This window comes from Seleniivibrio woodruffii, assembly GCF_004339245.1.
Classification (GTDB): domain Bacteria; phylum Chrysiogenota; class Deferribacteres; order Deferribacterales; family Geovibrionaceae; genus Seleniivibrio; species Seleniivibrio woodruffii.
This window is the reverse complement of the sequence record NZ_SMGG01000003.1, coordinates 55,463-81,672: the sequence shown is the minus strand read 5'-3', so window position 1 is coordinate 81,672 and position 26,210 is coordinate 55,463. Positions and strand designations below refer to the sequence as shown.

Genomic DNA, 26,210 nt, shown 5'->3' with positions numbered 1-26,210 from the left:
TAGATAAGAGGTAGGGAATGGTACTCGCGATTGTCTTTACACTAATCAAGATACTGATTATTGTTGTATGCGTGCTTACCGGCGTTGCCTACATGACCTATGCCGAACGTAAGGTAATCGGTCACATGCAGGTGAGGCTTGGTCCCGTGCACGTAGGTCCTTTCGGACTTCTGCAACCCCTGGCTGACGGTCTGAAACTCATGACCAAAGAGGATATGACTCCGGATATGGTTGACAAACCCGTATTCTACATAGCTCCTTTCCTTGGCATGGTTCCCGGACTGGCCGCTTTTGCGGTTATACCCTTTGCACCCAATATTGTCGTAGCCGACATCAACGTGGGAGTGCTTTATGTGCTCGCTCTTTCTTCAGTCGGCGTGTACGGTATCATCATGTCCGGCTGGGCGTCTAACTCAAAGTATGCAACTCTGGGTTCACTCCGTTCATCCGCACAGATAATAAGCTATGAAACGGCAATGGGGCTTTCCATCATCGGGCCGGTACTTCTGGCAGGTTCGCTGAACCTCAGCGAAATCACGGAAGCACAGAGAGGTCTCTGGTTCTTCATTCCGCAGTTCGTGGCTTTTGTGGTCTTCGTAATCTCTGCGGTGGCTGAAACCAACAGAGCTCCTTTCGACCTTCCCGAAGCGGAGACAGAGATCGTTGCGGGTTTCCACGTGGAATACTCGTCAATGAGATTTGCGATGTTCTTCCTGGGCGAATATGCAAACATGTATGTTGTATCCTGCATGTGCGCAATCCTTTTCCTGGGCGGCTACACAGGTCCTCTGCTTCCCCCGCTGGTCTGGTTCCTCATCAAGATGCTGGCGTTCATGTTCTTCTTCCTGTGGCTGAGAGCTACTCTCCCCAGATTAAGATTTGACCAGCTCATGAGCCTCGGCTGGAAAATACTCATCCCTGTCGCACTTGCCAACCTGCTGATCACCAGCATAGTTGTCTATGCGATCAGGAATTAGGGGTGAACCATGAAGAACATATTTGAAACAATCTTTTTCACGGAGATTCTTCAGGGTCTCGGCATAACGCTGAGCCACATGTTCAAGAAACCCGTGACATACAGATATCCCTTCGAGGCGACTCCCATTCAGGATCGTTTCAGAGGAATTCAGTATATCAAGACCCACGCCGACGGACGCACAAAATGCGTCGGCTGCTACCTGTGTCAGAAAGTATGCCCCTCTGAGTGCATATACATCGAGACAGACTGCGGACCCAACGGCGAGAGGCTGATAAGAAAATACGAGCTTGATCTTTCCAGATGTATCTACTGCGGATACTGCGAAGAGGTCTGCCCGGTCGATGCAATCCACATGGGTTGGGAATGGAACACAGTGGCTCCTACAAGAGATCACTATGTTATCAACATGAAGACCCTGTCCCAGAACTATAAGGACAACGTGGAAGGCAACTGGAAAAACAAGCATCTTAAAAAGAAACTTGTGGAAGGAGTACAGCAATGAACGAAATCTTTATGAATATAGGATTTTGGGTGCTGGGAATAACATCTGTGGTCGCCTCTCTTTTCATGGTGACCAGAGAGAACCCCGTCCACTCCGCACTTTGGATGCTTCTGACCTTCTTTGCCGTGGCGGGAATCTTTATTCAGCTCGACGCTGAATACATCGCCGCCATACAGGTTATGGTCTACGCAGGAGCGATTCTGGTTCTTTATATGTTTGTTGTGATGCTGCTCAACCCGAAATCTACAGGGTTCATAAAACTCCCTGTAAAAGTGATTCTGGGTGCGGTCGTAGCTCTGGTACTTTTCTTCCAGATAGTCATGACTCTCATGGGAACGGGCGTAATAAAAACGGCTCAGATGACCGGCATAAACTACCCCGAAGGGCTGCACAACGTTAAAGCCTTCGGAGCGGTTATGTTCACACAGTACATCGTACCTTTCGAAATAGCTTCCGTGCTTCTGCTGGTTGCTATGATCGGTGCGATAGTAATAGCGAAAAAGGATTAAGGGGGTTAAGGATGCTGACTTTGGCACATTATCTTGTCCTTAGCGCAATAATCTTCAGCATAGGACTGGCTGGGGTTCTGATACGCAGAAACCTTATAGTTATGTTCATGTCGCTGGAGCTTATGCTCAACGCGGTTAACATCAACCTCGCAGCCTTTTCCAGCTATCTCCAGCAGATGACCGGACAGATTTTTATCGTGTTCGTCATGGCTGTTGCCGCTGCGGAAGCCGCCGTCGGTCTTGCATTGTTCATCTCGCTTTTCCGGAACAAGCAGACCATCAACGCCGATGAAATTAATACTATGAGAGGATAGAGGTAGGTTATGATCTTTGCAGTATTAACACTACTTGGACCATTGGTTGCCTTCCTGATTAACGGTCTTTTCGGAAGACGTTATATCAAGAATGCGGCTCCTGTGGTTGCCATCGCAGGTGTTAGTGTCTCCTTCGTCTGCGCTCTTATACTGTTCTACCTTGTATCCACACAAGGTTTTACCGTAGACGGCACACTCTACACCTGGGTCATAGCGGGCAAGCTTGAGGTTCCCTTCGGAATACTCGTCGATCCGCTGTCGTCCATAATGCTTATCGTTGTTACCACCATATCCCTGATGGTTCACATCTACTCAATGGGATACATGCACGGCGACAAGGGCTACTGGAGATTCTTCACATATCTTTCAGTGTTCACCCTGTCAATGCTTGTGCTGGTTCTTGGAAACAACTTCCTGATGCTCTTTGTCGGCTGGGAACTTGTGGGTCTGTCTTCATACCTGCTGATCGGTTTCTGGTTCTTCAAAAAGAGCGCTGCTGACGCTTGTAAGAAAGCCTTCGTAATGAACAGGATCGGTGACTTCGGTTTCTATGTGGGTCTCCTTCTGGTTATCTTCACATTCAGAAGCCTTAACTACTCCGATGCTTTCAACAGCGAAGCTATTGAACAGATAAAAGGGGTCACTTACACCGTATTCGGTATGCAGTTCTCCCTTATCGACCTTATGACATTCGGTCTCTTCTGCGGAGCGATGGGTAAATCCGCCCAGTTCCCTCTGCACACATGGCTCCCCGATGCGATGGAAGGCCCCACGCCCGTTTCCGCACTTATACATGCGGCAACAATGGTTACGGCAGGGGTTTACATGGTTGCACGCTGCAACGCTCTGTTCGCTGAAGCGCACATGACAAGCAGTTTTGTAATCTTCGCAGGTGCCACAACGGCATTCCTCGGAGCTACCATCGGTCTTACTCAGTATGACCTTAAAAGGATCCTCGCTTACTCGACTGTGTCTCAGCTCGGTTACATGATCATGGCAACCGGTGTCGGCGCATACGTTTCGGCGATCTTCCACCTTTTCACACACGCAATGTTCAAAGGCCTTCTGTTCCTCTGCTCCGGTTCAGTTATGCACGCAATGCACGACAACCTGGACGTAAGGGTGATGGGCGGCTTGAAGAAAAAGATGCCTGTAACACGCTGGACATACCTGATAGGCTGTATTGCCATCGCAGGTATTCCTCCGCTGGCGGGCTTCTGGTCAAAGGATGAGATCCTTGCTTTCACCTTCGCAGGCGGACACCACTTCGCATGGGGCGTGGCAACTGTGGTTGCAGGTATGACTGCATTCTACATGTTCAGAAGCTACTTCCTTGTTTTTGAAGGCGAACCCAGAGACCACCACCTGCACGACCACGCACACGAGTCACCCTGGACAATGGCCGGTCCCCTTGTGTTCCTTGCCATCCTTTCAGTTCTCGTGGGTATGATTTTCGGATATCCCCTTGAAAACGGATACATCCATAAGTTCCTCGGGCCGGTTCTCGCACCTGCAGGCGAGCACGCTCACCACATGAGCCATGCAACCGCTCAGGCGCTGATGATACTCTCAATAGTAGTTGCTGTTGTCGGCATAGCCGTTGCATACCTCTACTATGTGAAGTTCTACCCTGTGCTTCCCGAGAAGACAGTGAAGACATTCAAACCCGTTCACAAGCTGCTTTTCAACAAGTGGTACTTTGACGAGATATATGACTTCCTGTTCGTTCATCCGATGGTAATGCTTTCAGACGTTGTGTTCTGGAGAGCGATAGACGTTAACATCATAGACTTCACCGTAAACGCATTCGGACGTGTTCCGATGTGGTTCGGCGGAGTGATAAGATATGTGCAGACCGGACGCATTCAGACATACATCTTTACGATGGTTGTCGGCGTGATTGTACTGGTCACACTGTTCTATACTGTGTAAGGGGGACGGAAATATCATGGAACACATACTCAGTTATCTGATTTTCTTCCCGCTTGCGGCGGCTCTTTTCATCCTGATCTTTTTCAGGGGCGGAAAGTCTTCCATGTGGGCAGCATTCATAGCGAGTGTAATTGAGTTCATCATTACAATTCCGCTCATGGCTAACTTCGACAAGAACGAAGCAGGAATGCAGTTCGTTGAGAAGGCATGGTGGATAAAATCACTTGGCATTCAGTATCATCTGGGAGTTGACGGAATCTCCATTCTTATGGTCTTCCTGACAACACTGCTTACGATGATAGCTATTCTGGGTTCGTTCACATACATCCAGAAGAGACAGAAGGAGTTCTACATAGCAATGCTTGTTCTTGAAACAGGCATGGTGGGTACTTTCCTGGCTATGGACTTCTTCCTGTTCTACATCTTCTGGGAAGCGATGCTGATACCTATGTATCTCATCATCGGTGTGTGGGGCGGAAAACGCAGAATATATGCCGCTGTTAAGTTCTTCCTGTATACCCTTGCGGGTTCAGTGCTGATGCTGCTTGCCATCATCGCCCTGTACTACACACACGGTCAGATCACAGGAAACTACACTTTCGACATACTTAAGATCACCGAGCAGTACATGATGTACGGCAAGGGATTCCAGCTTATAGTGTTTGCGGTGTTCTTCATCGGATTTGCGATCAAAGTTCCGATGTTCCCCGTGCACACATGGCTTCCGGATGCACACGTTGAGGCACCTACTGCCGGTTCGGTTATTCTGGCGGGCGTTCTGCTGAAGATGGGTACATACGGTATGCTCCGCTTCTGTCTGCCCATGACACCTTATGCATCGATCAAGCTGATGCCTGTTGTTGCGGCTCTGTCCGTAATAGCGATCATCTACGGTGCGCTGGTGGCCATGGTTCAGAAGGACATCAAAAAGCTCGTGGCTTACTCTTCAGTATCCCACATGGGCTTTGTTACTCTGGGTATCTATGCTCTTAATCAGGCCGGTATCGAAGGCGGTATCCTTCAGATGTTCAACCACGGTATAATCACCGGAGCGTTGTTCCTTCTGATAGGCCTTATCTACGAGCGTACCCACACGAGAGAGATTGCGGACTACGGCGGTATCGCTGCAAGCGTGCCCGTATACGCAACGATCTTCCTCATTTTTACAATGGCCTCTATAGGTCTTCCCTCAATGGGAGCTTTTGTTGGTGAGTTCCTTGTTTTGGTGGGCGCATTCGAAGCGTTCTCAGACTGGGCTATCCTTGCTGCCATCGGTGTGATTTTCTCCGCCGTGTACATGCTGTGGATGTTCCAGAGAGTTCTCTATCAGAGCCTTAACAAGAGATGGGAAAATCTCGCTGACATGAACCTTAGAGAAGTAATTTACATATTCCCCCTGCTGATAATAGTGTTCTGGATCGGTCTGTATCCTGAGACCTTCCAGTCCTATATGCACGCAAGCGTTGCCAAGCTTGTTGAGCATATGAACACTGTCGCAGTGGCGATGAAGTAAGGGAGGCTGGAAATGGATTTTATGCTTAACCTCCAATCGATCTTCCCCGAAGTGCTGATGACTGTCTTCGGACTGATACTGGTTGTGCTTGATGTCATGACCTCTAAAGAGAAGAAGTCAATGGTCGGCTATTTCGGTATAGCCTTCCTGCTGATAACAGCGCTGGTGGCTGCACCCCCCGTGGGCGGCAAGTACCTCGGTTTCAACAACATGCTGATGTGGGACACATTCTCTTATGTGTTCTTCGTGATATTCGCTCTGGCTTACACGCTGACAACCCTCGGCTCTGTGGAATACCTCAGAGACAAAGGGATACTGAAAGGCGAATTCTACACCATCATGTTCTTCAGCATACTGGGTATGATGTTCATGGTTTCCGCTTTCGACCTCACTATCTTCTATGTGGGTCTTGAGACCATGGCTATCGCAATGTACGTTCTGGCAGGTTTCAACAAGAACGAGATCCGTTCCGCCGAAGCCGGAGTTAAATACTTCATCATCGGTGCGTTCTCCTCGGCTCTGTTCCTGTTTGGTATGACATATGTCTACGGCGCAACAGGCAGCCTTAACTACATCCAGATATCCGAAGTGCTTCAGAGCGGAATGCTCGCCGACAACATGACTGTTAAGATAGGTCTTATCCTCATGCTTGTGGGCTTTGCGTTCAAAATCTCTGCAGTTCCCTTCCACATGTGGGCACCCGATGTTTATCAGGGCGCACCCACACCCGCTGCGGGCTTCATGACCGTGGCACCCAAGGCTGCGGCTTTTGCTGCCCTTGTAAGATTTGCTTATATCGCTCTTGAGCCTGCCGCAGGACTCTGGGTACCTCTGTTCTCAATCCTTGCAGTGCTCACTATGACATACGGTAACCTGGTTGCCCTTGCTCAGACCAACGTTAAGAGAATGCTGGCTTACTCCGCAATCTCCCACGCAGGCTATATGCTCATCGGTCTGGTTTCAATGAACCCCGAAGGCTACAGAGCCATCGCACTCTACTCGCTTATCTACGTCTTCATGAACATCGGAGCGTTCACGCTTCTGGGAATCCTGAAGAACAAAGGTATGGTTGAGGACGAGCGTCTTGAGAGTTTTTCAGGCCTTGCCAAGAAGAACCCTCTGTATGCCCTTGCAATGCTGATATTCATGTTCTCTCTTGCGGGCATTCCGCCCCTTGCGGGATTCATAGGCAAGTTCCAGATATTCATGGCGGCTATGAAGGCCGACCTGCTCTGGCTCGCCATTGTCGGCGCACTTAACTCTGCTCTTGCTTGCTACTACTACATGAGAGTCACCATCTACATGTACTTCAACGAGCCTGAGTATGAGGTTGACGCTACTGTAGGCCGCTCGGCTTTCATAACAAGCTTTATAGGCGTTCTGGTTGTGCTGATAGTGGGATTCTTCCCCTCAGCATTCATCAACTTCGTCAAACACCTGATAGTGTAAGAGGCTTAAGATGGAAGCTACAGTTATTGAGGCACTCAACGAGGCGGCAAGAAAAGAACAGCTTACGCTGGACTTCTATGTGAAACTTCTGGATCTTGTTGCGGAACTCAGCTCCAAAGAGATAATCAAGGAGCTTATAGAGACCAAGAAGAGATTCAAGACGACCATAGAAAAAGCAATAGCTTGCGACTGCCTTGAGGATCTCGGACGTGACTCAAGCTGCAAGCTCAGAGATCTGGGGATAGGCAAAACAGGACGTTCGGAGGTTATTACCAACAGCCTGAACGTGCAGGAGCTTCTGCTCATTGCCATCCGCCACGAAGACGCATCAATGAAATACTATGAGTCTATGGCAGATAAATTCAAAGGAACGGAAGCGGGTGAGGCATTCACCCGCCTTGCGTACGATGTTGCCTGCCACAAAAAGGACATTCAGTATATCTACGATGACATCGTCAATATAGAAAATTAAGATAATTTTCTCCTATATAAAAAGCCCGCTTTCAAAGCGGGCTTTTTTGTTATAGTATCCCCGAAAAGATACTGAGGTTTTTATGGCTACTTATATTCTCGGCGCAGGCGGTCATGCAAAAGTTGTTTACGATGCGGCGGCGGCATGCGGAGTACATATCGACGGGCTTGCCGTTGCGGACACACGCTGTGCGGGATTCAACAATATAAGGGTGATAAGCGAAGATGATATCGTCACCGGAGACAGGATAATTCTGGGAATAGGGGACAACCGTATCCGCACTTTGCTTTTCAACGAACTGAAGATGATAAAGGCTGAGGTGCTCACCATTATCCATCCGGAAGCATGGGTTTCCCCGAACGCTTCGCTTGGAGAGGGGAGTGTTGTGCTGGCAGGGGCAATCGTCAACCATTCAGCGGCCATCGGCAAGGCATGCATAATCAACACCAGAGCGGTTGTGGAACACGACTGCATAGTTGAGCACGGAGCACATATTTCACCGGGAGCAGTGCTTTGCGGCGGCGTACATGTAGGTACGGAGAGCTGGATAGGTGCGTCTTCCGTAGTGCGTGAGAATATCAGCATCGGCAGAAACTGCATCATAGGGGCAGGCTCCGCAGTGGTAAAAAATGTTCCGGACGGAACAAAAGGTGCCGGAGTACCTTTCAGAAACTTATAAAAAAAGCCCTCCGTTGCGGGAGGGCTGTTCTTTTATCCTTTTAAGAATACTATCTGCAAACGTAATTATACTTCACCGTCAGAGAGACGCTCTGATCCTGCCTGTCCGGTTCGCTGACAGCGATGGCCTGAGCCTTTGACGACCGCACAGCGGCATATTCCCGCATGACGGGTACTGTGTCAGCATATTCCAGCTTAATGTCCTTAGCGGAGCAGTAGAGCCCTGAGGCACGGGAATATTCTTTAGCGGTCCTGAGAACTGAGCGGATGGCATCCAGCTTCATCTGAGAACGCAGAGTATCAAGCACCTTTCTCGATACTGTCCACTGAACGGATTTTGATGTCAGCAGGTAGGCTTCATCCTTTGATGCGATATCGAAGACTCCGTTGACCACCTTTTCATAAGCGGGTACGGCTGTGAAAGAGCATGAGAAATCAAGATATCCCATGTATCCGTCGTTCAGCTGCTGACCGTCCTTATAGGTGTATTCAGGGGAAATTCTGTAACCCGAATAGGTGCATATATCCTTATTCAGTTTAACCACGCCGGAGATCTTCTCCATTGCAGAGGAGACAGCGGCATAGTCCGGCGACTTGTACTGAACTGTCATCCCTGATTCCATCATGTCAGGTTTTGCGGAAGATGTGAAAGTGGCGGCATCGGTTATCACCATGGGATCCTTCACTTTGACACGGGCGAAAGCAGTGGCTGTTGTGCATAAGATGAGCAGAATCAGAAAATATCTCATATCAAAGCCCCGAAACGTAGTTCTTGCCGTCAAAGATGAGGACTTTGCCGTCTATTGAAAGGTTCTGCATTCCGTTTGACTTTTCAGGAAGGACTTTAACATCAAAATTAGCAGTGCGCTGATCCAGCATAAAGCGGAAGTATCCGCCGTAGGTATCCTGCATCATCAGAAATACCGGATAGCTGTTGTTCTGGAAATATTTAAAATGGATGATAGATGCTATGAAGTCGGGTCTTCCGTCCTCGTTCAGGTCGGTTTCAAGCACAGCGATGTCGGAGGGTGCGGGCTTGAAAGACTCGGTGGAAAACAGGATGACAGACTGTTCCTGTTTGGTGGGATAGAGCGACCGCCAGAAAATATCCTGCAGTAGCATATCGTGGGAAGAGACCCTTTCAACGGCCGTGGGCGACTGAACCTCTTTCCCGCCGCATGAAACGAGGGTAAAAAGGCTGAGTGCAAGAATAAAATATCTCATGTCTTCTCCTACTGAACGGAAATATCACCCTTGTCAAGCTCGTCGAAAGCATCGCCTGCACGCTTGTGGGTGAGTTCGTATTTTATCTTATCGATACGTCTGGTCTGATACTCAAGGATCACCTCCTTGTCTATACAGCCCTGAGCGAATGCGGTACGGTATTTTTTGCTGTATTCCAGATTGGGGAACTGGATGTTCTGGTTGATGAAGATGGAAGCTTCGGGGTCGTTCTTGAACATGTAGACGAACTGCTTCTCTTTGGGGTCTTTCAGGTTGGAGTATTCGGAGTAGATCACCGTTTCCAGAATTTTTTCTATCTCCGATTTCATTTTGCCGGCTGTTGAAAGTTTGACTGCGTCAACAGTCTCAAGCCCGCCCTGTTTATAGTCATAAACGCATACGGAGGAGCTGACATTTTTCATATACCAGTAAGGCGCACCGTCAATGCTGACGTTGCCCGCCATAAGGACGTAGGTTTTGAAAAGAAAGGTTGCAAGGGTTTTGACAAGAGCTAAAGCGATGGATTCCAGCATGTCATTCCTCCTCGGTTTGATAAGGGATTATAACACTATGGGCGCAGAAAAAAAGTTAACTTTTCACATCCGCAGTATAACCATAATCGCCGTCGGCCATACGCCTCTTTATATGCTTTTTAACTATGTCACGCTTATATGGGGGAATCCGGTCTATGAAGAGTGTCCCTTCGAGGTGGTCAATCTCGTGCTGAACAGCTCTGGCCAGAAAGCCTTCTGCGTCAAACTCGATAACCTCTCCGGCTGGGTTGAGTGCTCTGACGGATACTTTGCTGTATCTGCGCACAGCCTCGTATTCGCCGGGTATGCTCAGGCAGCCTTCCTCGCCTGTCTGTTCGCCCTCTGCGGCGGTTATTTCAGGATTTATAAGCTGGATAAGTTCTTCCGGATTCTCGCCGACTGAGGTGTCGATAACAATCACACGAAGACCCACACCAACCTGAGGGGCGGCAAGTCCCACACCCTTCTGGTTGTACATGGTCTCTGTCATGTCGTTCAGCAGTTCGGAGATCTCAGCATCTATGTGTTCAACAGGCAGAGCCTTTTTTCTTAATACGTCATCGGGAAAAGTATGTATTCTGCGGATCATTTCGCCTCCTGATTAAGAGAATAAGTTAAATGCGGATAAATTCAATCCTTATGTTGATCATCCAGCGAATAAACTGTGAAATAGGAATACATTGCCCTGCGGAACGCTTCCCGCAGCTCCGGTTTTTCTATCCTGTCCGCCAGCGAATCAGCATACTGCTTCTCTCTGGCGGTCATGTCTTTTTTAGGTATTGTTTTATAGGCCTCGGGAGCATGGCGCATCTTATAATAGAACTTCAGGCTGTCGGCCCTGATCCCCATCTCGTTGAGACGCATAAGAAATTCGCCTTTAAGAAAGTTCAACTCCGAGACCCAGTTGGAATCGTGCACTGCGACCTCAAGCACCCCTGCCTTAAGCCGCTGAACAGTGGTCATGCGGTTGATGACTTCGCCGCATGCAAGCTCCCAGCATCTGGCTATGCGGGCGTATTCCCGCATCTCAGTGCTGACTGCCGAGTTGAGTATCTCAGAGAGTCTCTTCACTCTCTTGTTCCAGTCTGCGGATTATCCCTTCCAGATGATCCGTCAGTTCCTTCGTGCCTTCCTGCGCCATGGATGAGAACTTGAAGTATGCGGTGTCGGGCATCTCCTTTTTCAGGAAAGCTTCAAACTCAGCAATGTTCTCCTCATTGGGGGAGTCCATCTTGGAGAAACCAATGACCTCAAGTTTGTCAGAGACTTCGCCTTCATACTTTTCAAGCTCGTTGCGCAGAATTTTATAACGCTCCACCATGGATTCGTCTGCGGAAGCGTCTATAAGGTGCAGAAGCACCTTTGTGCGTTCAATGTGTTTAAGGAACTGGATGCCCAGTCCTATTCCGTCTGCCGCTCCCTCGATGAGTCCCGGCATGTCCGCCAGAACGAATGCGTTTCCGTAGCTGCCCTTAACAACTCCCAGATGGGGTGTCAGAGTGGTGAACGGATAGTCCGCAACCTTGGGTTTTGCCGCAGAAACGGTTGAAATGAAGGTAGATTTTCCGGCGTTGGGGAACCCGATGATGCCTACGTCTGCGATGAGTTTAAGCTCAAGCCAGAGCTTTACTTTTTCGCCTTCAAAACCTGCTTCGTGTCTTGTGGGTGCTCTGTGGGTGGGTGACATGAAGTTGGCATTGCCCCTTCCGCCTTTTCCGCCCTTTGCAACCACGACAACCTGACCGTTTTCTGTGAGGTCGGCGAGGATCTCTTCCGTTTCAGCATTTATCACGATAGTGCCGGCAGGGACTTTGATTATCTGGTCGACGCCTCTGCGCCCGTGCATCCCTTTTCCCTTGCCGTGGACACCTCTTTCAGCTTTATAATGATACTGCTGGCGGATATCCATGAGTGTGTGTTTTGAGTTGTCGGCAACAAGCACAACGTTTCCGCCGTCGCCGCCGTTTCCGCCGTCGGGTCCGCCTCTGGGGACGTATGCTTCTCTGCGGAAGCTCATACAGCCGTTTCCGCCGTTACCCGCAATGGCCATTATTTCGCATGTGTCGATAAACTTCATTGTAAAAGGTCCTCTGTGATGTGTTGAAACTATAGGATTTATGCTGAAAATTCAAGAAAAAAGCCCGCTTATTAGGCGGGCTTTGATGTTATGCTCTTTCGGAAAGAATGTTAACAAACTTACCCTTGCTGCCTCTGTCCTGAAACTTAACGAAGCCGTCAGTCAGAGCGAAGAGGGTGTCGTCTTTACCGATACCCACGCCTATGCCGGGTTTGATTCTTGTTCCACGCTGTCTGACGATGATGTTGCCTGCGATAACTACTTCACCGTCATATTTTTTAACGCCGAGGCGTTTGGAGTTGGAGTCCCTTCCGTTTCTGGTCGATCCGCCAGCTTTCTTGTGAGCCATCTTACGCCTCCTTAGCCGACTTTGATGTCGGAGATTTTAAGTACGGTCTGATGAGATCTGTGACCGAATCTTGATTTGTAGTCTTTACGTCTTCTTCTTTTGAAAACGAGGATTTTGTCATCCTTTACCTGGTCAAGAACTTTCGCAGTAACAACAGCTTTGGCAACAAAAGGTTTACCGATGTTGAGCTGTCCGTTTTCGCTGACTGCGAGGACATCGCTTATCTGGATGTCAGAGTCTACTTCAGCGTTAATGCTGTCAACCTTCAGCACATCGCCGGGTTTGACAGTATATTGTTTGCCGCCGCTCTTTATGATTGCGAACATTTTTCACATACCTCCACGAATCCTGTCTAAACAGGGAAATCAGTTATACATGCGGTACCGTTTTGTGTCAAGAAAAAATATAGAAAAAATCTGCGCAAATTCTTTGTGCTCCGGCTGTCCGGCAATAATATATAATAATGATAAATAGAGGGCGGGTTTTTATAAGGTTGACAAAACAGCTTCACATAGATATAATCACAGGCTTACGTTTAAAAGTATGCTAATACCGTAGTCTTTAAACATAGAAAGGAGAGTTTCGATATGGCACAGCTCACAATGAGAAAGCCCAGCAACCTTAAGCGCAAACGTGCACAGGGTTTCAGGGCTAGAATGAAAACCAAAGGCGGAAGAGCAGTTATCGCCAGAAGAAGGGCGAAAGGCCGCAAACGTCTCGCAGTTTAATGTCTGAAAGCTTTCCTAAACAGGATCGCATAAGGACTAAGCGGGATTTTGAAAGGGTCTTCAGACAAGGGAAAAAGAAACAGGGCAGACTCGTCTGCCTTCACTATCTATATAATAAGGAAGACCGCACAAGGGTCGGTATCACCGTCAGCAAGAAAGTTGACAAGCGGGCGGTGGTCCGAAACCTGGTGAAAAGACGCATAAGAGAGATCTTTCGCAGAAACAGACAGAGCTTTCCCGACTGTCTGGACATAGTTTTTCGGGCATTGCCGGCTTGCGCCGCCGCAGAATATGGTGAACTGAGAGATGAAATTATCAGCCTTGCGGCAGATATTGGATATAAAACTACCGATACTTTTCCTGATAAGATTGTATAAGATCTTCATCTCACCCCTGCTCGGAAACAGATGCAGGTTCTATCCCTCCTGCTCGGACTATGCAGCGGAGGCTCTGCGCAAAAAAGGACTTATTAAGGGCTCGCTCATGGCAGTGTGGCGTATCTTAAGATGTTCGCCGCTTTCTAAAGGCGGATACGACCCGGTTAAATAACAGCGCAATCAAACTGACTATAACCCCTCGGAGGTTTATCCATAATGAATAGGAACTTAATTCTGGCATTCGGTCTCAGCGCACTGGTTCTCATTGCGTTTCAGACCTTTTTCGCCCCTAAAACCCAGCCAGCCCCCCAAAAATCAGAAAACACAGCCGAAACTGCAAAATCTCAGGAGCCCTCTGTTAAGCTCACTGTGGACAACACTCCGAAAGTTAAGGAAAAAGTTGAAACTTTTGCCGTTCAGACACCCATGGCAAAGTTCGTTTTCAACCAGAACACAGGAAACGTAAGAAGTGCGGAAGTCCTTTCATATGAAGGCAAGCCCCTCAAAGACATCGTATTCGACAGCAAAACAGACGACTCACTCTTCATCACAGTTCCCGTGGTGAACAGCTATAAACCCCAGAAAACCGAGGACGGCGAGAACATCACCGTAAAATTCACCGGATCGCAGGGTGATCTGGTTGTTGAAAAAACTTATGTCATCAGCAAGAAAAGCTACCTCGTAACAGGTAAGATCACCGTAAGCAACATAGGAAACAAAACACTTGAGGTACCCGTGCGCATGGGTCTCACAGGCGGCATAATCTCCGCCCTGCGTGAGGACAAGTATACGTTCGGCGGCCCCCTTATGTATGACGGTAAAAAGACGAGAACAGAGAAAGCCGAAAAACTTGACGAAACAGTGACCTATGACAAACCCATGTGGGTCGGCTACACTTCTAAATATTATCTGGCGGCCATCGCAACCCCCTTTGCAAAGGGCGAGTTTATTCCCAGAGACAAAACAGCGGACATATACGGCGACACCTCAGTTCAGGTGAACCCCGCATCCAGACAGGTCATCGACTTCAACATGTTCGTCGGACCCAAGGAATATGACCTGCTGAAAGACTACGGCCTTAAACTGGAAAAGAGCATCGACTTCGGTATCTTCGCTTTCATAGCGATCCCCATGCTGCTTTTCCTTAAAATAATCTACGGATTTGTACAGAACTACGGTATAGCCATCATCCTGCTTACCGTGGTTGTTAAGGTGCTCACTCTGCCCCTTACCCACAAGAGCATGGTCAGCATGAAAAAAATGGGTTCTCTTGCTCCCAAGATGACCGAGCTGAAAGAGAAATACGGCGCAGATAAAGAGAAGCTGAATCAGGCTATGATGGAGCTTTACAAAAAAGAGGGTGTAAACCCCCTCGGCGGCTGTCTGCCTATGGTTCTCCAGATCCCTATATTCTTTGCACTGTACAAAACCCTGCTTCTGGCCATCGAACTTCAGGGTGCGCCCTTCTTCGGCTGGATAGTTGACCTTTCAGTAAAAGACCCTTACTACATCACGCCCATCATCATGGGCGCAACAATGTTCATCCAGCAGAAGATGACACCCAGCTCAGTGCAGGATCCCATTCAGCAGAAGGTATTTATGCTCATGCCGTTCATTTTTACCTTTATGTTCCTTACATTCCCTGCAGGTCTGGTGGTATACTGGCTTACGAACAACGTACTTTCCATCGCACAGCAGTATTACATCAACAAGAAAACTGCTTAACACGGAGACAGGAACTTTATGAAATATTTTGAAATAGAAGGAAAAAATCCCGATGAGGCGGTTGCCAACTTCCTCTCGGAAAATAACATACCCAAGGATTTTATAACCTTTGAAACACTTGAGACAGGAAGCAAAGGCTTTCTGGGATTCGGCAGCAAAAACGCAATTGTTAAGATAAAATTCAATGACACTGAGTTTTTCAAGCGCAAAGGCAGACTGGTTCTGTCGGAGCTTCTGGAAAAAGCAGGTTTCACCGAATTTACTATTGAAACTAAGTTCAGACATCCCGATGTTATCTATAATATAATCTCGCCCGACTCAAAACTGCTCATAGGCAAAAATGCGCAGATGCTTGACGCTATGCAGTTTCTGCTTAACCGTATGGTGGACTGGGAAGGCGGCGAGGGCACTTTTATAGTAGATGTTGAGGACTATAGAGACAGAGTTGTCGAGCAGCTGAAAGACAAGGCCATCAAACTGGCAAAAACTGTCCGCAGAACAGGCAAACCCATTAAAATGGCTCCTATGGTCACAATGGTGCGTAAGGAAATCCATATCGCACTTAAGCAGATAAAGGGCATAAGCACCGTCAGCAAAGGCGAGGGACACCTTAAGGAAATCCTTATCGTTCCCGAGCGCAGACCCGGCGGGCAGAGAGAAGGCGGAGCTCCCAGAGACGGAGGCAAACGCCCTTTCAGACCCCGAAATGACAACCGTGACAATAACTCAAATACCGACGCTCCGAAGCAGGAGAAAGAATCGGTGCAGGAAGACTAGCAATGGTTAAATTTCTTATTTTCGCACTTATCGCGTTCGTAGCTTTTAAACTCTTCCGCAGACCGGAAGATCTTAAAAAGGTGAGGGAGGAGGCGGCTCCGAAACCGCTTGAGACGGCAGTAGACCCTATTTCAGGGACCTATGTCAGCAAGGACACCGATTTCAAAGTGAAACTGTATGACAAGATATACTACTTCGACTCAAAAGAGAGCATGGACAAGTTCATAGCCCAGAAAACCGGAGAAGAGAATGAAACTGTTTCTTGATACGGCAAACATCAGCGAGATCAAAGAGGTTAAAGACCTCGGAATCCTTGACGGCGTGACCACCAACCCTTCGCTCATTGCAAAGGAAAAAAGAGATTTTAAAAAGACCGTGGCAGAGATCTGCGAAATCGTGTGCGGACCTGTCAGTGCGGAAGTTATCGCACTGGACTGGGAAAACATGGTGAAAGAGGGCAGAGAACTGGCGGAGATCAGCGAGCATATCGTTGTTAAGGTTCCTTTCACAAAAGACGGCCTGAAAGCCACCAGCATTCTGGCAGGCGAGGGAATCCCCGTTAACGTAACACTTATCTTTTCGGCAAATCAGGCTCTTCTGGCCTGCAAAGCCGGAGCGGCATACATCAGCCCCTTTGCGGGCAGACTGGACGACATAGGCCACGACGGTATCGATGTTGTCAGCCAGTGCCAGCAGCTTGTGGAGACCTACGGATTTGAAACCGAGGTTATCGCCGCAAGCATCAGAAGCACAGCGCACATGTTCCAGCTTCAGGAAGTCGGCGTGGATATCGCCACTATTCCTTATTCCGTTGTTACGCAGATGATGAAACATCCGCTGACGGATATAGGTATAGAGAAGTTCCTGAAAGACTGGGAATCCGCAGTCAAATAAGTTGATGCTGATAACGCTTCGCATTTCTGCGTTGTCGGAATAAAAATATTGCTCATGTACCTACGACGTACACTGCGCATATTTTTCATCCTCCGCCTTGAACTGCTCGGTTCTGAGCATCAACATTAAGAATCGTATTCCAAGCCCTGCAATTTTGCGGGGCTTTTTTCTTGCTCCCTCCTTTATCAAAGGAGGGTCGGGGTGGATTTTGCCTTTGAATTTCTACGTCAGGAAGCGAAATGTAAATCCCCCTTAATCCCCCTTTGCCAAAGGGGGAGATAGAAGCGCATTACTGCGGATTACCGCAGGTGCTGTGGCAATCTTCTGTTGTCTTTGCGAGCGTAGCGAAGCAAACTTCCACGCCTAGTTTGCAATAATGGAAATCCCTCTAAATCTCCCTTTATTAAAGGGAGACTTAAAACCTCTCCTTTGATAAAGGAGGGTTGGTGTGGATTTACATTTGCATTTCCGATAAGATAAAAGAATGGAAAAATATGAAACTGTCACACCAAAAAAAGAAGTTGGAGCAAGGGGAGAACTGAGGCGAAGTCCGTCTGTCGAAAAACTTATTAGTGCTCTTGAAATTGGAGAAAAAAGCGGAATCTCTGAAAAGACCATTGAGCAAATACACGAGGAAGTGATGCGGTCGTTTCACTGTAATTCTTTGCGAGCGTAGCGAAGCAAACTTCCATATCAGAAAAGCAGGAATGTAAATCCCTCTAAATCTCCCTTTATTAAAGGGAGACTTAAAACCCCCTCCTTTGATAAAGGAGGGTTGGGGTGGATTTACATTATCTCCTTGTCTTCCGCTTTAAAGCGACTGTCGTTTGGTAAAACAAGACACCAAATAGTATAGAACACAATAGCTTAGACATTTGATGCGTATCGCCTATTATACCTTGATAAGGAATGATAAAAGACGCAATGCCATTTAAAAAAGAATAATCAAATGGGTCATAATCTCTAAAAATGTAAAACAAAGAAGCAAAGACAATCATCCATACGATTGGTAGCCACCAGTTTTGACCAAAGTTAGAGGAATACTTATTGATTGAAAGCAAGAACTTTTCTGAAAGATTCTTTTTCCAGCTTAATTCGGAATAGAGTTTATCCATCTCAAGAGCAAAATACTTATTAGCTTCAACTATATTTCCTACACTATCAAGATTAAATTTGATGATACGGTATGTTTCTCGTGATGTAACTTTTTTTGCTGATGACGATGAAATGTCTATGCCACGGAAATTAGGTGGCTCATGCGTAATGTTAGAATCAAAGTGTAGTCCATAAGGAAATTTAGATAATTCAAAGCTCAGGATTCCAGTAAAAATTGAATTGATTATGCGAGGAATACATTCATTTACACCTAAAGAGCTTTGAGAAATTTTTGCTGAAAGATTAAAATTAGAATCTAAAAGAGTGAAATGTTCAATCGAACAATCAAAAATGATAAATTCGTTTTTAAAGCGGCATTTTTGGAAATACAAAGATAATGATTTAATATGTTCAAGTTTAAAATCCCCATTAAAAGTGCAGTTAATGAAAGATAAGTTCATATTGTTAAGCTCATCATCATGAGAAAAACTATTGTTGAATGAGCAGTTTGTAAAATTAGTTTTAATTCTAGGTAAAAAATTATAATTAAATGAGCAATCTTTCCATTCGATTATTATGTTCTTGTCAAAATCACGAAATAAAGAATCATAATCATCAGACCAATCATGTGGAAAAACAACTGAGTTAAGAGTACAGACTCCTTGAGAAGAACTAGATATTCTGCACTTTAAATATTCATTAAATTGGTTTGCGAAGTAGTTTGGTGAAAGTCCTGATGGACTGCCTTTAGCACAATGAACGACACATTTATTATGAAGAATAGAACGTTTCAACTCACACCCTTCAACCACACATTGATTTTCATGTTTTTCTTCCATATCCCCTCGCATAGGGATATTTTAAACGTTGGTTGGCGATGTGACAAGTGATTTAAGCTGAGAAAAGTCTATCAGCCCCCGCCGACAAATCTGATAAGTTCGATTTTGTCGCCCTCTTTGGTGAAGGTGTCGTCATAGGTGGCTTTGTCCGGCAGGTCGCCGTTCAGCTCAACAACAACAGTCTCTTTTTTCATATCGTATTTTGTTATCAGTTCGCTGATGGTATATGCTCTTTCAAGCTCTACAGCGTCACCGTTAAGAATTATTTTCATGATTATGCCTCCGTTTCGCCAAGAATAAGCCGCACGGCGAGGTTTGCCTGAATACCTGCGGCAATCACAACCCTTGTTGCCATAAGCCCTCTGCCAACGGCCGCCTCGGATGTGAAATCACCTACAATATGCACGTTTTTTCCCGCTTTTACCACCCTAAATTCCTTGAAACTGCCAAGCCCCGCCAGACCCGATGCCCCAATGATAAATGAGTCCGGATAAGCATTTGCGGCGGTGGAGATTAGCATTGCCTTGTTTACGGCACTGTCGAACGCCTCGATGATAACATCGCATCCGTCAAACAGTCCCTTAACGTTATCTTTGGTGATATAAAGATCGTGGATGTCGTATTCGATATACGGGTTAACACGCTTAAGGTTTTGCAGAGTGGCATCTGTCTTTTTCATGCCCAGCTGATCTACAAAATACTGCTGGCGGTTCAGGTTCGAAGGTTCAACCACGTCAAAATCTATCAGCCGCAGATATCCCACGCCCATTCTGGCGAGGTTCAGGGCTATGTTTGACCCCAGTCCGCCCAGACCGCAAACTGCGATTCTTGCTTTTGCCATCCTGTCTGCAATCTTCGGGGTGTGGCGTGAATATATAAGGTTCTGCATCTCCTCATGTGTGGGTATTTCGCCCCGTTTTATGAGATACAGTGTGTCGCCGTCTTTCAGCGGACTCTGTCTTCCTGCTATGAACCCGTTGTGTATGATAACATCTGCATCAGGCTTGACCAAATCAGCTCCAGCTCCTGAGAGTGCATCGTCAGCCAAAAAATATTCATTGTCATTTATAAGTACTTTCATCTAAAACAATATCCCCCGTATGCTTGAGCAGAATCATATCTCTGCAATTTCTGTCGTTATTATATAGAATATGCACACGTTTGTCATCATCGCAAGTGTAAGTATTGCTGCGGGTATGATAAACCGCTTTGCAGTCTTCCCGTGTCTCGTTCACGCAAACGCCGCCGTAGTCCTCATTCTCCTCTGCTATCTTCAGCAGGTGGTTTTCGCCATTATAGATTATAACTGTGCCTGTGTCAGCCTTTGAAATACCCTTTTCGGTGAGAAACGGCACGAACTTATACTTGAAATCTCCATATGTCCCCTTGAAAAATACCCGCACTTTGCCGTCCAAAATCAGAAACGCTTTCGACCGCTGATAGCCCATAAAATATGCACCCTTCAGAGAGTTCTGAGGCTGCGATGCCGAGGTCTGAGTTTTAGATACGGTCGTTTCAATAGGTTTTGCCGCTCTGTCCGCCGGAAGATAGGGGAGCATAAGCAGGACGCATGCCGCAAGCACCTGCCGCCTGTAGAGCGTGTAGAGCAGGAAAACAATCATTGCGGCTATGATGTATTTGTCAGGTTTGTATACCTGATAGAAAAAGCCTGAATAGTCGGAGAAGAATTTCACCACTGCCATGTGCACTTCATCCAGAAACAGTATGGGCGCAACGGACTGCTGCGGGAATATGCAGAACAGACCGAAGCAGGCCATCTGCAAAGCCACCACGGGGGTAAGGAGCACGGTTGAGATAACTGAGGACGGATTGAACATGCCGAACACTGCCGCCGCCGCAGGCATGATGAACGCCGAAGCTGCAAGCCCTACAGCTATGCCTCCCCAGAGCGAGTTCTTTATCTGCGGCAGATAGACCAGTCCCAAAACGGCGGAGAACGAAAATATGAACGAGATATCTCCGAGCATTGAAGGGGTTATGAGAACGAACATGCCGGCTGTGAACAGAAGCAGTTTCCCCGTATCGGTGCGGTAGTCGAGGAGTTTCGCACCCATAATAGCTAGTCCGAACAGAGCCGCACGGCAAACCGTGACGGTGAATCCCGTGAACGGCATCAGCAGGAGCATGGACATTATCATGGGAATCAGCCGCAGTTTTCTGGGCAGAAAACCGAAAACAAAATATAGCATACCCGCCAGAACGGCAACGTGCATTCCGGATACGGAGAGAAGATGCCCCAGACCGGTAACGATGAACAGGTCGTTCATGGATGGCGAAATATACCGCCTGTCGCCAAGGGCCAGCGCCTGCGTCAGAACAGCCTTTCCGCCCGATGCGAAATACAGGCTGTCGGAAAGATCCTCCCGTTTCAGCAGGATGGATTGTATGAACGGTACTGAGGTTTTTTTATCGATGCGGTCGGCTATGTAGTATCCGGCGGAGAATCTGCTCTCTTTCAGAAACGAATAGGTCTTTTTGCTGAATTTTCCAGAAAGAATGTCCCCCGGCTGAAAACCTGCGGGTGCGAGGAGCGAACCCCATGTGGTCTTATAGAGCCATTTGTCACCTTCGGGTTTCTTTATCTCGGTGATAAGGATGTGCCCCGACAGAATATATGCCAGTGCGGCTGTGAACAGGCCGACGGCTATTCCCGTCCGTTTCCCTATGAAAATGGCGGGCAGGAGGAATGCGGCAATGAGCATCGGCACCTCGGCGGGATAAAACGCCAGTGCCGAGAGGACAGAAAGCGCAAAGAAAATCTCGGTTTTTTTGTTAAGTCTCTGCCACATAGGGATTATCTTTTTCAGCATGCTATATTCTAACGTATTTATTATTTCATTAATAGTGCGGTTTTGATACAATGCCCCCATCCGGAAAATTGACTCAGAGGTATTCATGTCCCAGAAGAAAGATTTCGTCCATTTGCACCTGCACACCCAGTATTCACTGCTGGACGGTGCCATAATCGTGGGCGATCTGATGAAGAAGATAAAGACCGAAGGCTCAACGCCCATTGTAGGCATATCCGACCACGGAACCATGCACGGCATAGTGGATTTCTATAAACAGGCTCTGGCAAACGACATTAAGCCCATTCTCGGCTGCGAGGTGTACGTTGCGCCGGACACCCGCAAAAACACATCATACGAGAAGGGGCAGGACAGGAACTATCACCTTGTGCTGCAGGCCAAGAACAACAAGGGACTTTCGAATCTGCAAAAGCTGGTTTCCAAGGCGCAGTTCGAGGGCTTCCACTATAAACCCCGTATCGACAAAGAGATTCTTGCGGAATATTCCGAGGGGCTTATAGGCATGTCCGCATGTCTGGCGGGGGAGATTCCCAGAAAGATAATGCGTGACAGATATGACGAGGCGCTGGCAGCGGCCATGGAATACCGTGACATCCTCGGCAAGGACGACTTCTTCCTTGAGATTCAGGAGAACGGCATCGAAGAGCAGATGATGGTGAACCGTCAGATAATCAGGATGTCCAAAGAAACGGGAATTCCTCTGGTGGCAACGAATGACTGCCACTATCTGAACAGGGGCGACCACCTGAGCCATCAGGTTCTTATATGCATTCAGACCCAGTCCACAGTAAACAGCCCCAACAAGTTCGAGATACACTCCGATCAGCTCTGGGTGAAAAGCCCCGAGGAGATGTGGGCGGCGTTCGCAGAAGTACCTTCTGCTCTGACTAATACTGTTGCCATTGCCGAAAGATGCAACACCTCAATAGAGTTCGGAAACCTTCACCTGCCTGAGTTTGAGGTTCCGGAAGGCTACACCATCGCAAGCTACCTGACCCATCTGTCAAGGAACGGACTTGTCAAAAAACTGGCTAAGATACCCGCCGACAGACACGAGGAATATCATAAACGTCTCCAGCTTGAGCTGGACGTTATCATCGACAAACATTTCGCAGGCTACTTCCTGATAGTCTGGGACTTCATAAACCATGCACACACCATCGGCGTTCCCGTCGGCCCCGGAAGGGGTTCGGGTGCTGGCTCTCTGGTGGCATATGCGCTCGGAATCACCGACATTGACCCCATCAGGTTCAAACTGCTGTTCGAGCGATTTCTGAACCCCGAAAGAGCGTCCATGCCCGACTTTGATATCGATTTCTGCGTAAGAGGGCGTGAAGAGGTGATCAAATACGTCCGCCGGAAATACGGCGACGACAGGGTATCGCAGATCATCACCTTCGGTAAGCTTCTGGGAAGAAGCACCATACGGGATGTGGGGCGTGTTCTGGAAGTGCCGCTGAAAGACGTTGATAAACTGGCAAAGGCTCTGCCCGGTGACCCCGGAATGACCCTGCGCAAGGCACTGGAAAAGGATCCCAGCCTTAACGATAATTTCAAAGAGGTGGAGCAGGGGCTTGACATCCTGAACCACGCTGTGAAGCTGGAAGGACTGGTGCGAAACACCGGCATGCATGCGGCGGGCGTGGTTATCTCCGATAAACCTCTGAACGAATACGTTCCGCTCTGCAAAGGTCAGAACGACGAGGTTATCACCCAGTTTGAAAAGGATACTCTGGAGGCCGTAGGTCTGGTCAAGTTCGACTTTCTCGGTCTGAACAACCTGACCATCATAGATGAAGCTATCAAGCGGATAAGGGAGAACAGAGGGATTGACCTTGATATCTCAAAAATTCCGCTGGACGATAAAAAAGTATACGACCTTCTGACCCGGGGCGACACCACCGGCGTTTTCCAGCTGGAAAGCTCTGGCATGAAAAACCTTCTGAAAAAGCTGAAACCGGAGGAGTTCGAGGACATCATAGCACTTGTGGCTCTCTATCGTCCCGGCCCCATGGAATCGGGCATGCTTGATTCGTTCGTTAAAAGGAAATGGGGCGAGGAGGAGATAGACTATATCTTCCCTCAGCTTGAGGAGATATTGAAAGAGACCCGAGGGGTTGTTATCTATCAGGAACAGGTAATGCAGATCGCACAGATAGTTGCGGGCTATTCGCTGGGTTCGGCGGACAACCTGCGCCGTGCGATGGGTAAGAAAAAAGCCTCGGAAATGGAGAAGCAGAAGGAGTTTTTCCTTCACGGCGACGGAAAGACCATTCCGGGTGCAAAGAAAATGGGCTTCGATATGGCTATGGCCGAAGACCTGTTCGACAAACTGGCAAAGTTCGCCGGATACGGCTTCAACAAGTCGCACTCAGCGGCATACGCAATGGTCTCCTATCAGACCGCATATCTGAAAGCCAACTTCCCTGTGGAATACATGGCGGCCATCCTTTCATGCGAAATTGACAAGGGTGAAAAGATAGTAACCTTCACCGAAGAGTGCAAAAGCATGGGGATAGAGGTGCATCCGCCGGATATCAACAGATCCGGAGCATCGTTCGTCATCGACGGCAACACAATCCGGTTCGGTCTGGGAGCCATTAAAAACGTAGGCATGCACGCCATCGAAGCGGCACTTCAGGTGCGGGAAGAGGGCGGCGAGTTCAAAAACATATACGATTACTGCGCAAGGGTCGACCTGCGCCTGAGCAATAAAAAGGTGCTGGAATCACTGGTTAAGGCCGGAGCTTTCGACAGCACAGGCAAAAACCGCAGACAGAACCTTCAGGTGCTCGAAAAAGCTCTGGAAGAGGGACAGCGCAAGCAGAAAATGGAGCAGCAGGGGATAATCTCTCTGGAGTCCTTCCTTGAGGACGAGACCGAGAACGGGGAGCAGAGCTACTACTTTCCCGATGTGACCGAGATGCCCGAAAACGAGCTTCTTAAGATGGAGAAGGAGGTTCTGGATTTCTATATCTCAAACCACCCTCTCGCCGTCTACAACAATATACTTAAAACCTTCGCAGTTCCTCTGGCGGATGTGAAGACCCCTGATGCGTCCGGCGCATACGTTGTGGGCGGACTGGTGAAGGCAATAAAGAATATTTTCACCAAAAAAGGCGACAAGATGGCGTTCGTCACCATTGAGGATATGGACGGCGAGCTTGATGTAGTCGTATTCCCGAAGGTGTACGAGCAGGTCATAAGACATCTTGTGGCGGACAAGATCATAATCGTGGCGGGTAACGTCAACCACAAGGACGAGGAGATAACCATTCTGGCGGATGCCATTATGGATGTTCCTGAGGCCGTGGAAAAACTTACCGAGCGGGTGACGGTGAAGCTCACCAGTCTGGGCATGACCACAGAGATAATCAGTAAGCTGAAAACCATAATCAGAACCCACAAAGGGGACGTTCCGGTGTCGTTCTATCTGGAAAGACCCAAGACCTACGGTGTGTTCATCAACGCCGGAGAGGATTATAAGGTGAAGCCGGATTTCGATTTCTACAAGGAGATCGACGACCTCATCGGCAAGGGCAGATACGAGATCAAAGCGAAAGCATACGAACATAAAGAGCAGAAACCAAGTTTCTTTAAGAAACGCACGGGGGATTCGTGAGAAAAGCACTTACAATAGCAGGTTCGGATTCAGGCGGCGGAGCGGGCATTCAGGCGGATATCAAATCCATGAGCGCGAACGGCGTGTTCGCCATGAGCGTTATCACTGCGGTGACTGCTCAGAACACCACAGGCGTTCAGGGATATGTGGATATCCCGCTGGAATACATTGAAATGCAGATAGATTCCATCGTCACCGACTTAAGACCCGATGCCCTGAAAACCGGAATGCTCTCAAACCCCGACACTGTGGCTCTGGTGGCATACAAAATTGCGAAATATCATCTGGAAAAGGTCGTTGTCGACCCTGTTATGGTTGCAAAGGGCGGTTCGCCCCTTCTTCAGCAGGAGGCGGTGAACAACATGAAAAACCTGCTGTTCCCTCTGGCGGACATAATCACGCCTAACATTCCCGAGGCTGAATACATAACCGGAAAAAAGATTGTCAGCGGAGCGGACATGAAGGATGTGTGTCTGGAGCTGGCTGATTACGGAGTGCGCAGCGTTCTTTTGAAGGGCGGACATCTGGGCGGCGAAGAGGCCACAGACCTGTTCTTTGACGGAACGGATTTTCACACATTCACTTCAAAACGCATAGCTACTAAAAACACCCACGGCACAGGATGCACCATGGCCAGCGCAATTGCCGCCGGAATGGCAAAGGGGCTTTCGGTCTACGACAGTGTCGATGCGGCAAAAAAATATATACAGAAAGCCATTGAGGGTGCGGACGCACTGAAGATAGGTTCAGGTCACGGGCCGGTGGATCATTTCTGGATGATGCGGTAGAAA

30 protein-coding genes are annotated in these 26,210 nt (G+C 48.1%); 18 read left to right on the top strand and 12 right to left on the bottom strand.

What is annotated here, in order from left to right:
• Window positions 1-17 precede the first annotated feature (17 nt).
• From nuoH to C8D98_RS00355, 9 genes are all read left to right on the top strand, one after another.
• On the top strand, window positions 18-977 hold the full coding sequence (gene nuoH, locus C8D98_RS00395) for an NADH-quinone oxidoreductase subunit NuoH (protein ID WP_132870995.1): 960 nt from the start codon (window positions 18-20) through the stop codon (window positions 975-977).
• 9 nt (window positions 978-986) lie between these two features.
• Window positions 987-1,481 carry a NuoI/complex I 23 kDa subunit family protein gene (locus C8D98_RS00390; protein WP_132870993.1) on the top strand — a complete coding sequence of 165 codons (495 nt, stop codon included), beginning with the start codon at window positions 987-989 and terminating at the stop codon, window positions 1,479-1,481.
• Window positions 1,478-1,990, top strand: a complete 513-nt coding sequence (locus C8D98_RS00385) for an NADH-quinone oxidoreductase subunit J (RefSeq protein WP_132870991.1) — start codon at window positions 1,478-1,480, stop codon at window positions 1,988-1,990. The genes C8D98_RS00390 and C8D98_RS00385 overlap by 4 nt, the downstream gene beginning before the upstream one ends.
• Before the next feature lie 11 nt (window positions 1,991-2,001).
• On the top strand, window positions 2,002-2,304 hold the full coding sequence (nuoK, locus tag C8D98_RS00380) for an NADH-quinone oxidoreductase subunit NuoK (protein WP_132870989.1): 303 nt from the start codon (window positions 2,002-2,004) through the stop codon (window positions 2,302-2,304).
• A 9-nt stretch (window positions 2,305-2,313) separates the two neighbouring features.
• Window positions 2,314-4,236 carry an NADH-quinone oxidoreductase subunit L gene (nuoL, locus tag C8D98_RS00375; protein ID WP_132870987.1) on the top strand — a complete coding sequence of 641 codons (1,923 nt, stop codon included), beginning with the start codon at window positions 2,314-2,316 and terminating at the stop codon, window positions 4,234-4,236.
• A gap of 16 nt (window positions 4,237-4,252) precedes the next feature.
• Window positions 4,253-5,749, top strand: a complete 1,497-nt coding sequence (locus C8D98_RS00370) for an NADH-quinone oxidoreductase subunit M (protein ID WP_243640886.1) — start codon at window positions 4,253-4,255, stop codon at window positions 5,747-5,749.
• A gap of 12 nt (window positions 5,750-5,761) precedes the next feature.
• Window positions 5,762-7,198, top strand: a complete 1,437-nt coding sequence (locus tag C8D98_RS00365; RefSeq protein WP_243640885.1) for an NADH-quinone oxidoreductase subunit N — start codon at window positions 5,762-5,764, stop codon at window positions 7,196-7,198.
• Between the two features lie 10 nt (window positions 7,199-7,208).
• A complete protein-coding gene (locus C8D98_RS00360) occupies window positions 7,209-7,670 on the top strand; it encodes a rubrerythrin (RefSeq protein ID WP_132870985.1) in 462 nt (153 codons plus the stop codon).
• A gap of 82 nt (window positions 7,671-7,752) precedes the next feature.
• The gene (locus tag C8D98_RS00355; protein WP_132870983.1) at window positions 7,753-8,349 is read left to right on the top strand and encodes an acetyltransferase; all 597 of its coding nucleotides are present in this window, start codon (window positions 7,753-7,755) and stop codon (window positions 8,347-8,349) included.
• 49 nt (window positions 8,350-8,398) lie between these two features.
• On the opposite strand, the gene C8D98_RS00350 is transcribed toward C8D98_RS00355, so the two are convergent.
• The 8 genes from C8D98_RS00350 to rplU form a co-directional block, all read right to left on the bottom strand.
• Window positions 8,399-9,097, bottom strand: a complete 699-nt coding sequence (locus C8D98_RS00350; RefSeq protein ID WP_132870981.1) for an SIMPL domain-containing protein — start codon at window positions 9,095-9,097, stop codon at window positions 8,399-8,401.
• Window position 9,098: 1 nt separating this feature from the next.
• On the bottom strand, window positions 9,099-9,572 hold the full coding sequence (locus C8D98_RS00345) for a hypothetical protein (protein ID WP_132870979.1): 474 nt from the start codon (window positions 9,570-9,572) through the stop codon (window positions 9,099-9,101).
• An 8-nt stretch (window positions 9,573-9,580) separates the two neighbouring features.
• Window positions 9,581-10,105 carry a hypothetical protein gene (locus tag C8D98_RS00340; RefSeq protein ID WP_132870977.1) on the bottom strand — a complete coding sequence of 175 codons (525 nt, stop codon included), beginning with the start codon at window positions 10,103-10,105 and terminating at the stop codon, window positions 9,581-9,583.
• A 55-nt stretch (window positions 10,106-10,160) separates the two neighbouring features.
• Window positions 10,161-10,694 carry a peptide deformylase gene (def, locus tag C8D98_RS00335; protein ID WP_132870975.1) on the bottom strand — a complete coding sequence of 178 codons (534 nt, stop codon included), beginning with the start codon at window positions 10,692-10,694 and terminating at the stop codon, window positions 10,161-10,163.
• Window positions 10,695-10,735: 41 nt separating this feature from the next.
• Window positions 10,736-11,176: a DciA family protein gene (locus tag C8D98_RS00330; RefSeq protein WP_132870973.1), complete on the bottom strand. Its 441-nt coding sequence runs from the start codon at window positions 11,174-11,176 to the stop codon at window positions 10,736-10,738.
• Window positions 11,160-12,182, bottom strand: a complete 1,023-nt coding sequence (gene obgE, locus C8D98_RS00325) for a GTPase ObgE (protein ID WP_132870971.1) — start codon at window positions 12,180-12,182, stop codon at window positions 11,160-11,162. Before obgE ends, C8D98_RS00330 begins: the two co-directional genes overlap by 17 nt.
• A gap of 88 nt (window positions 12,183-12,270) precedes the next feature.
• The gene (gene rpmA, locus C8D98_RS00320) at window positions 12,271-12,531 is read right to left on the bottom strand and encodes a 50S ribosomal protein L27 (protein WP_132870969.1); all 261 of its coding nucleotides are present in this window, start codon (window positions 12,529-12,531) and stop codon (window positions 12,271-12,273) included.
• A gap of 11 nt (window positions 12,532-12,542) precedes the next feature.
• Window positions 12,543-12,857, bottom strand: a complete 315-nt coding sequence (gene rplU / locus C8D98_RS00315; protein WP_132870967.1) for a 50S ribosomal protein L21 — start codon at window positions 12,855-12,857, stop codon at window positions 12,543-12,545.
• Window positions 12,858-13,133: 276 nt separating this feature from the next.
• On the opposite strand from rplU, the gene rpmH reads away from it, so the two are divergent.
• The 7 genes from rpmH to fsa are packed head-to-tail and all read left to right on the top strand — an operon-like array spanning window position 13,134 to window position 17,032.
• A complete protein-coding gene (rpmH, locus tag C8D98_RS00310; RefSeq protein ID WP_132872944.1) occupies window positions 13,134-13,259 on the top strand; it encodes a 50S ribosomal protein L34 in 126 nt (41 codons plus the stop codon).
• The gene (rnpA, locus tag C8D98_RS14030) at window positions 13,259-13,636 is read left to right on the top strand and encodes a ribonuclease P protein component (protein WP_132870965.1); all 378 of its coding nucleotides are present in this window, start codon (window positions 13,259-13,261) and stop codon (window positions 13,634-13,636) included. The genes rpmH and rnpA overlap by 1 nt, the downstream gene beginning before the upstream one ends.
• Entirely contained in the window at window positions 13,593-13,808 is a 216-nt protein-coding gene (yidD, locus tag C8D98_RS00300) for a membrane protein insertion efficiency factor YidD (protein WP_243640884.1), read from the top strand. The genes rnpA and yidD overlap by 44 nt, the downstream gene beginning before the upstream one ends.
• Window positions 13,809-13,852: 44 nt before the next feature.
• Window positions 13,853-15,361: a membrane protein insertase YidC gene (gene yidC, locus C8D98_RS00295; RefSeq protein ID WP_132870963.1), complete on the top strand. Its 1,509-nt coding sequence runs from the start codon at window positions 13,853-13,855 to the stop codon at window positions 15,359-15,361.
• A gap of 18 nt (window positions 15,362-15,379) precedes the next feature.
• Window positions 15,380-16,138 (top strand): Jag family protein, encoded by a 759-nt coding sequence (locus C8D98_RS00290; protein ID WP_132870961.1) that lies wholly within the window; start codon window positions 15,380-15,382, stop codon window positions 16,136-16,138.
• A gap of 2 nt (window positions 16,139-16,140) precedes the next feature.
• The gene (locus C8D98_RS00285) at window positions 16,141-16,404 is read left to right on the top strand and encodes a hypothetical protein (protein ID WP_132870960.1); all 264 of its coding nucleotides are present in this window, start codon (window positions 16,141-16,143) and stop codon (window positions 16,402-16,404) included.
• Window positions 16,388-17,032, top strand: a complete 645-nt coding sequence (gene fsa / locus C8D98_RS00280; protein ID WP_132870958.1) for a fructose-6-phosphate aldolase — start codon at window positions 16,388-16,390, stop codon at window positions 17,030-17,032. Before C8D98_RS00285 ends, fsa begins: the two co-directional genes overlap by 17 nt.
• 791 nt (window positions 17,033-17,823) lie before the next feature.
• Here the strand turns inward: fsa and C8D98_RS00270 are convergent.
• From C8D98_RS00270 to C8D98_RS00255, 4 genes are all read right to left on the bottom strand, one after another.
• On the bottom strand, window positions 17,824-18,966 hold the full coding sequence (locus C8D98_RS00270) for a hypothetical protein (RefSeq protein ID WP_132870954.1): 1,143 nt from the start codon (window positions 18,964-18,966) through the stop codon (window positions 17,824-17,826).
• Window positions 18,967-19,037: 71 nt separating this feature from the next.
• Window positions 19,038-19,238 (bottom strand): sulfur carrier protein ThiS, encoded by a 201-nt coding sequence (gene thiS, locus C8D98_RS00265; RefSeq protein WP_132870953.1) that lies wholly within the window; start codon window positions 19,236-19,238, stop codon window positions 19,038-19,040.
• A gap of 2 nt (window positions 19,239-19,240) precedes the next feature.
• Window positions 19,241-20,047 (bottom strand): sulfur carrier protein ThiS adenylyltransferase ThiF, encoded by an 807-nt coding sequence (gene thiF / locus C8D98_RS00260; protein ID WP_132870951.1) that lies wholly within the window; start codon window positions 20,045-20,047, stop codon window positions 19,241-19,243.
• Window positions 20,028-21,797 (bottom strand): ComEC/Rec2 family competence protein, encoded by a 1,770-nt coding sequence (locus C8D98_RS00255; protein ID WP_165871130.1) that lies wholly within the window; start codon window positions 21,795-21,797, stop codon window positions 20,028-20,030. Before C8D98_RS00255 ends, thiF begins: the two co-directional genes overlap by 20 nt.
• A gap of 85 nt (window positions 21,798-21,882) precedes the next feature.
• On the opposite strand from C8D98_RS00255, the gene dnaE reads away from it, so the two are divergent.
• Window positions 21,883-25,419 carry a DNA polymerase III subunit alpha gene (gene dnaE, locus C8D98_RS00250; RefSeq protein WP_132870947.1) on the top strand — a complete coding sequence of 1,179 codons (3,537 nt, stop codon included), beginning with the start codon at window positions 21,883-21,885 and terminating at the stop codon, window positions 25,417-25,419.
• Window positions 25,416-26,207 carry a bifunctional hydroxymethylpyrimidine kinase/phosphomethylpyrimidine kinase gene (gene thiD, locus C8D98_RS00245; RefSeq protein WP_132870945.1) on the top strand — a complete coding sequence of 264 codons (792 nt, stop codon included), beginning with the start codon at window positions 25,416-25,418 and terminating at the stop codon, window positions 26,205-26,207. The genes dnaE and thiD overlap by 4 nt, the downstream gene beginning before the upstream one ends.
• Window positions 26,208-26,210: the final 3 nt, after the last annotated feature.